This window comes from Streptomyces luteolifulvus, assembly GCF_008806595.1.
GTDB classification, from domain to species: Bacteria; Actinomycetota; Actinomycetes; order Streptomycetales; family Streptomycetaceae; genus Streptomyces; species Streptomyces luteolifulvus.
Map to the genome: position 1 here is coordinate 32,737 of NZ_VZRB01000050.1, position 6,327 is coordinate 39,063.

Here is a 6,327-nt window from a genome sequence, read left to right on the forward strand (position 1 = left end):
CATGGGGACGTATCTGGTCGGCGTCGGTGCGCAGGAGTGGTTCGGTGCGGGCGGGGAGACAGCGGAGGAGGAAGAGGAGGACGGCTGGGTCGGCAAGGTCGCCTCGGCGCTCAACGAGGAGTTGAGACGGCGCGGTCTGCCTCCCTACGACTCCGTCCCCGAAGCGGCGCAGTTCGTGCGTGGCTCGGGGCTGTTGTTCGAGGAGAAGCTGGTTCCACGCGTCGACGGCTTCATCGCACTGTGCCGGACCCATCTGTCACGGGAGGAGGAGGAACTCCTGGCCGGCTGGACGGTGCTCGTGCCGTTGTCGCTCGACGAACCCATCCGGCTGCCGGTCGCCGCCTCCTGCACGGACGAGTCCGTGGTCGGGGGCGCACCGCAGGCGCTCGCCCTCGCGGAACGGCTGGCGGCGGCGGTCGAGTTGCCGGACGAGGTGCCCGAGGCGTGCGACAACCTCGACCTCACGACATGGTTCCTGGACGGCCCGGCGAAGAAGGCGGCCGCCGCCCGGCCGGGGCCATGGAGCGAGGACCTGGACGCGGCCTTCTATGTGGCGCTGTATCTGAGGGCCGCCCAGTTCGTGCTACGGCGCGGCTGCCCGGTCGTCTGCTCCTGACGGTCCGCGTCGGCGCGCATCACCCCGGTCCGTGCACCAGCACCACTTCCAGGGTGCGCGGCCCGTGCACCCCCTCGACCCGGTCCAGCTCGATGTCACTGGTCGCCGACGGGCCGGAGATCCAGGTCAACGGGCGTGCGGGGTCCAGGCGTTCGAGGGCCTGCGGGACGGAGGAGACGACCTGGTCCGGAATCCGTACGACACAGATGTGGTGGTCGGGCACGAGAGTGATACGGCGTCGGCCCTGGTCCGGCGAGCCGTCCAGCACGATGGTGCCGGTCTCGGCGACGGCCACCGCACACGCGGTGACGACGCTGTCGACCCGGTCCAGCTCGTGCGGAGTGCTCTCGGCCCGGTCCGGGACGCGCTCGGCATCGACGGCCGCGAGCCAGTCCCCATCCAGCCCCGACGGTACGAGTACGGTCTGCGCGCCCCTCCCCGCCAGCAGCCCGGCGATCATCGCCGCCAGCTCGTCCGTCGCGCAGCGATGCACGATGGCGCGGTAGTCCGCCAGGTTCCCGGCCAGCAGATCGACCGTCTGCTCGGCACTCCGCTCGCCGTGCTCGCGCACATAGCTGCGCTCGATCGCCTGCTCGTACGGCGTGTCGTCCTGCCGTACATCCGCCAGCGCGCGCCGCACCCGGCCCAGGATCCGCTCCCTGCTGCTCATTCGCCGCGGTCCCTTCCGTCGTGTGTGCGCTGCCACCAGTCACGGAAAGGCTCTGCCGGCACCGGCGGAAGGTCCCGGGTGCCGCTCCAGGCCCGGCCGGGACCGGGGAGCGTGCGCGGATGGAAGCGGCGGGTGCGGGAGGCGAGCCGCTGTCCGGTGCGCAGCGCGCCCGGGTGGGTGAACGCCCAGCGTGCCGCCCGCATGGCGGCCCGCTCGGCCGCGTGTCCCTTCGCGGGCCGCAGCACCACCTTGTTGCCTTCACGTGTCGTCCGGCCGCCCTCGACGACCCGTTCCCGCAGATGCACCAGCACCTCGGGGATGTCGATGGCGACCGGACACACCTCGTAGCAGGCGCCGCACAGCGAGGAGGCGTACGGCAGTGAGGCGTCGATCTCACTGGCGATGCCTCGGAGTTGGGGGCTGAGGATGGCGCCGATCGGGCCCGGGTAGACCGAGCCGTACGCATGGCCGCCGGCCCGCTCGTACACCGGGCAGACATTGAGACACGCCGAGCAGCGGATGCAGCGCAGGGCCTGACGGCCGACCTCGTCGGCGAGGGTGTCGGTGCGTCCGTTGTCGAGCAGGACCAGATGGAAGGTCCGCGGGCCGTCCTCGTCGGTGGTGCCGGTCCACATCGAGGTGTACGGGTTCATGCGCTCGGCGGTGGAGGAGCGGGGGAGGGTCTGCAGGAACACCTCCAGGTCCTGCCAGGTGGGCAGGATCTTCTCGATGCCCACGACCGAGATCAGTGTCTCGGGCAGGGTCAGGCACATCCGTCCGTTGCCCTCGGACTCGACCACGACAAGCGTGCCGGTCTCGGCGACCATGAAGTTGGCGCCGGAGACACCGACCTTGGCGCGCAGGAACTTCTCGCGCAGATGCAGCCGGGCCGCCTCGGCGAGCTCGGCTGGTGTGTCGGTCAGGCCCTCGGGCGCCGGGCGCCCCCACTCGCCCATCTCCTGGCGGAAGATGTCGCGGATCTCGCCGCGGTTGCGGTGGATCGCCGGGACCAGGATGTGCGAGGGCCGGTCCCTGCCCAACTGCACGATCAGCTCGGCGAGATCGGTCTCGTAGGCGCGGATGCCCTCCGCCTCGAGTGCCTCGTTGAGCCCGATCTCCTGCGTGGCCATCGACTTGACCTTGACGACCTCGGTCTCGCCGGTGGCCTTCACCAGGCCGGCCACGATCCGGTTGGCCTCGTCGGCGTCGACGGCCCAGTGGACGGTGCCGCCCGCCGCCGTGACCGACTCCTCCAACTGCACCAGGTAGCGGTCGAGATGACGGAGCGTATGATCCTTGATCCGCATACCGGCCTCGCGCAGCGCCGCCCAGTCGGACACCTCCGCCACGGCCCTGGCCCGCTTGGCGCGGATGGTGTGGGTGGCGTGCCGCAGATTGCCGCGCAGGGTCTGGTCGTGCACGGCGTCGCGCGCGGCCTCCGGAAACGCCGGGGGCGGGGGCGGGGGAAAAGCAGGCATCCCCAGATACGTCCCGCTCATACCGCAGGCTCCTCCTCCGTGCTCGCCAGGATCTCCGCGATGTGCACCGGCCGCATGCCGGTCCGCAGGCGGGCCATCGTTGTGCCGATGTGCATCAGACACGAGTTGTCGGCCGCGCACAGCACCTCGGCACCCGTCGCCTCGGCGTTGCGTACCTTGTCTGCGCCCATCGCCCCCGAGACGTCGGAGTTCTTCAGGGCGAAGGTGCCGCCGAAACCGCAGCATTCGTCGGCACCCGGCAGCTCGACCAGCTCCAGCCCCTTCACCGCCCGGAGCAGCCGAAGGGGACGGTCGCCCAGTCCCAGCCCGCGCAGCCCGTGGCAGGTCGGGTGGTAGGTCACCTTGTGCGGGTAGTGGGCGCCGACGTCCGTCACCCCGAGGACGTCCACCAGAAACTCCGTCAGCTCGTACGTCTTGGGGACCACGGGTGCCAGGGTGGCGGCGAGGGTGTCCCCGCGCCCCTCCGCCCTGGCCCGCTCGCCCATCCGCGGATACAGCTCCCGCACCATCGCCCCGCACGACCCGGACGGCGTCACGATCGCCGCGTACCCCCCGAAGACATCGGAGAAATGCCGGGCGAGCGGCTCCGCCTCATGGCGGTAGCCGGTGTTGTAGTGCGCCTGTCCGCAGCAGGTCTGGGCCATCGGGAAGTCGACCTCGACACCCAGCCTGGTCAGCAGTTTCACCACGGCGCGCCCGGTGTCCGGATAGAGCGTGTCGTTGACGCAGGTCAGGAACAGGGCGACACGCATCGCGGCTCCTTGTGATCGGTCATCGGATGAGTGAAGCGTAGTCCGGGACGGTGCCCCCTCACACCCCGGCGAGCCGGGCCTGTGCGGCGCGCCATGGAGCGGTGTCCCCGCGCTGTTCGTACCGCGTCAACGGCTCGGTACGGGCGAGCAGATCACGCATCTCCGTCGGATCACGCATCTCCGTGCGAGCGCCTCCGAGCCTGCCGGCCCGCTGACCGCCCATTCAGTACGATTTCATGATCCCGGGGGCAGCGGGCCGGAGGAACATGTGCTGAACTGGGATGCGGCCAGCAATCTGTCCGTCCCGGGAGTCCTGTTGCCCCTCACCTACCGTCAGCCCGGCGTCGTCCTCACCGACCGCCACTTCACCGTCCCCCTCGACCACGACGACCCGGCGGGGGAGACGATCGAGCTCTACGGCCGTGAGGTCGTCGCGAGCGACAAGGCGGGCCAGGACCTCCCATGGCTGGTCTACCTCCAGGGCGGCCCCGGCTTCGGCGCCCACCGCTTCGTCGGCAGGCAGTCCTGGCTCGACCGCGCCCTGAAGGAGTTCCGCGTCCTGCTCCTCGACCAGCGCGGCACCGGCCACTCCACCCCCGCCAACCGTCAGACGCTCCCGCTGCGCGGCGGCCCCGCCGAACAGGCCGACTACCTGGCCCTCTTCCGGGCCGACGCGATCGTGCGGGACTGCGAGGAGATCCGGCCCCAGGTCACCGGTGGCGCCCCCTGGACCGTCCTCGGCCAGAGCTTCGGCGGCTTCTGCACCGTCCACTATCTGTCCACCGCCCCCGAGGGCCTGACCGCCGCCGTGATCACCGGTGGCCTGCCCTCCCTCGACGCCCACGCCGACGACGTCTACCGGGCCGCCTACCCCCGCATCGAGCGCAAGGTCACCGCGCACTACGCCCGCTACCCGCAGGACGTCGAGCGCGCGCGGCAGATCGCCGAGTACGTGCTCCGGCATCAGCCGGTCCTGCCGAGCGGCTACCGCCTCACCGTCGAGGCCTTCCAGTCCCTCGGCATCGTCCTCGGCGGCAGCGAGGGCAGCCACCGTCTCCATTACCTCCTGGAACACGCCTTCGTCCGCACCCCGCAGGGACCCGTCCTCTCGGACGCCTTCCAGGAGCAGGTCCAGGGGCTCCTGTCGTATGCGGGCCACCCCCTGTACGCCCTCGTCCACGAGGCGATCTACGGCCAGGACGAGCGGCCCACCGCCTGGTCGGCCGAACGCGTCCGCGCCGACTTCCCGCAGTTCGACGCGGCGAAGACCCTCGCGGGCGACGGACCGCTGCTGTTCACCGGCGAGACGATCCACCCCTGGATGTTCGACTGCGACCCGGCCCTGCGCCCCCTGCGCGAGACCGCCGCACTGCTCGCCGCCCGCACCGACTGGCAGCCCCTGTACGACCCCGCCCGTCTCGCCTCCAACGAGGTCCCGGTCGCGGCGGCCGTCTACCACGACGACATGTACGTCGATACCGCCCACTCCCTCGAAACCGCCCGCGCCGTCCGGGGCCTGCGCACCTGGGTCACCGACGAGTTCGAGCACGACGGCGTACGGGCGGGCGGCCCGAGGGTCCTCGACCGGCTGCTGGCGATGACACGGGACGACGTGTGAGGTGACGGCTAGTGTGCGGACATGACCGAGCCGAAGATCACTCAGCTCCAGCCCATGCCGGACGACTGGCAGCGCGCCCTCGCGGTCGTGGCACACCCCGACGACCTCGAGTACGGCTGCTCCGCGGCGATCGCCTCCTGGACCGACGCCGGACGTGAGATCGGCTACGTCCTGGCGACCCGCGGTGAGGCGGGCATGGACACCCTGGAGCCCGCGAACTGCGGCCCGCTGCGGGAACGGGAGCAGCGGGCGAGCGCGGCCGTGGTGGGGGTGTCGTCCGTGGAGTTCCTCGACCACAGGGACGGCGTGATCGAATACGGTCCCGCCCTGCGCCGTGACATCGCCGCCGCGATCCGCCGCCACCGCCCCGAACTGGTCATCACCCTCAACCACCGGGACACCTGGGGCGGAGTCGCCTGGAACACCCCGGACCATGTGGCGGTGGGACGCGCCACGCTGGACGCGGCCGGAGACGCCGGCAACCGCTGGATCTTCCCCGAGCTCGGGGGCCAGGGCCTGGAGCCGTGGAACGGGGTCCGCTGGGTCGCTGTCGCCGGCTCCAGCACCCCCACCCACGCGGTGGACGCCACACCCGGCCTGGAACGCGCGGTGCGCTCCCTGCTCGAACACCGCACCTACATCGAGGCGTTGACGGACGAAGACCCCACTAAGGGACGTATGACAGTCGAAGAGTACGCCCGTGACTTCTTGACTAGGAATGCGCAGGCCGTCGCCGATCGATTCGGGGGCCGGCCGGCGGTGGCGTTTGAGGTCTTCGGCCGCTGAGCACGTGACAACGCCCCCAGTCAGGAGACCGGGGGCGGCGCGGCACTGCCCCAACCGCCTGGCAATTGGGGCGGGGAAGAGGTCAGGATCCGGGGTAGTCGGGGTCGTCCTCGGCGGATTGCAGGACCGTGGACCCCTCGGTCCAGTGGTTCACCCAGCCGCACAGCGGACAGGCGTAGCGGCCGTTGAGCCTGCTGACCTCGGCATCGCACTGCCGGCAGAGCGTCGTCGTGATCTCCGCGGTAGCCGGGGACACGGCCTTAGAACTCCTAACAAAGTGGCCCTGGAATGTGGGTGGTTGTGGGGTTGTTGACTGGTACATGAGGAAGGGTCAGCAGCTTCCGTGGATCGTGCAGGATGAGTTGTGGGTGCGGATCGAGCCGTTG

Annotated in this window: 7 protein-coding genes; 3 read left to right on the forward strand and 4 right to left on the reverse strand. The window is 70.7% G+C overall.

Annotation, left to right across the window (positions count from 1 at the left end):
• Position 1: 1 nt before the first annotated feature.
• Positions 2 to 616 carry a hypothetical protein gene (locus F7R91_RS38170; RefSeq protein ID WP_150957948.1) on the forward strand — a complete coding sequence of 205 codons (615 nt, stop codon included), beginning with the start codon at positions 2 to 4 and terminating at the stop codon, positions 614 to 616.
• 19 nt (positions 617 to 635) lie between these two features.
• On the opposite strand, the gene F7R91_RS38175 is transcribed toward F7R91_RS38170, so the two are convergent.
• The 3 genes from F7R91_RS38175 to F7R91_RS38185 are packed head-to-tail and all read right to left on the reverse strand — an operon-like array spanning position 636 to position 3,537.
• Positions 636 to 1,286: a LutC/YkgG family protein gene (locus F7R91_RS38175; RefSeq protein ID WP_150957950.1), complete on the reverse strand. Its 651-nt coding sequence runs from the start codon at positions 1,284 to 1,286 to the stop codon at positions 636 to 638.
• The gene (locus F7R91_RS38180; RefSeq protein WP_150957951.1) at positions 1,283 to 2,785 is read right to left on the reverse strand and encodes a LutB/LldF family L-lactate oxidation iron-sulfur protein; all 1,503 of its coding nucleotides are present in this window, start codon (positions 2,783 to 2,785) and stop codon (positions 1,283 to 1,285) included. Before F7R91_RS38180 ends, F7R91_RS38175 begins: the two co-directional genes overlap by 4 nt.
• Positions 2,782 to 3,537 (reverse strand): (Fe-S)-binding protein, encoded by a 756-nt coding sequence (locus tag F7R91_RS38185; RefSeq protein ID WP_150957953.1) that lies wholly within the window; start codon positions 3,535 to 3,537, stop codon positions 2,782 to 2,784. The genes F7R91_RS38180 and F7R91_RS38185 overlap by 4 nt, the downstream gene beginning before the upstream one ends.
• Before the next feature lie 316 nt (positions 3,538 to 3,853).
• Here F7R91_RS38185 and F7R91_RS38190 point away from each other — a divergent pair, with 316 nt between their 5' ends.
• Together F7R91_RS38190 and F7R91_RS38195 are read left to right on the forward strand one after the other, a co-directional pair.
• Positions 3,854 to 5,155 (forward strand): alpha/beta fold hydrolase, encoded by a 1,302-nt coding sequence (locus F7R91_RS38190; protein ID WP_150957960.1) that lies wholly within the window; start codon positions 3,854 to 3,856, stop codon positions 5,153 to 5,155.
• Between the two features lie 21 nt (positions 5,156 to 5,176).
• On the forward strand, positions 5,177 to 5,941 hold the full coding sequence (locus tag F7R91_RS38195; RefSeq protein WP_150957955.1) for a PIG-L deacetylase family protein: 765 nt from the start codon (positions 5,177 to 5,179) through the stop codon (positions 5,939 to 5,941).
• 82 nt (positions 5,942 to 6,023) lie between these two features.
• Here F7R91_RS38195 and F7R91_RS42365 read toward each other — a convergent pair whose 3' ends face one another.
• Entirely contained in the window at positions 6,024 to 6,197 is a 174-nt protein-coding gene (locus F7R91_RS42365; protein ID WP_191971825.1) for a hypothetical protein, read from the reverse strand.
• Positions 6,198 to 6,327 lie beyond the last annotated feature (130 nt).

Bases quoted from the DNA above. Each gene is read 5' to 3' on its own strand.
- F7R91_RS38170 (WP_150957948.1), top strand. From the start codon at position 2: ATGGGGACGTATCTGGTCGGCGTCGGTGCGCAGGAGTGGTTCGGTGCG.
- F7R91_RS38185 (WP_150957953.1), bottom strand. From the start codon at position 3,537: ATGCGTGTCGCCCTGTTCCTGACCTGCGTCAACGACACGCTCTATCCG.
- F7R91_RS38180 (WP_150957951.1), bottom strand. From the start codon at position 2,785: ATGAGCGGGACGTATCTGGGGATGCCTGCTTTTCCCCCGCCCCCGCCC.
- F7R91_RS38195 (WP_150957955.1), top strand. From the start codon at position 5,177: ATGACCGAGCCGAAGATCACTCAGCTCCAGCCCATGCCGGACGACTGG.
- F7R91_RS38175 (WP_150957950.1), bottom strand. From the start codon at position 1,286: ATGAGCAGCAGGGAGCGGATCCTGGGCCGGGTGCGGCGCGCGCTGGCG.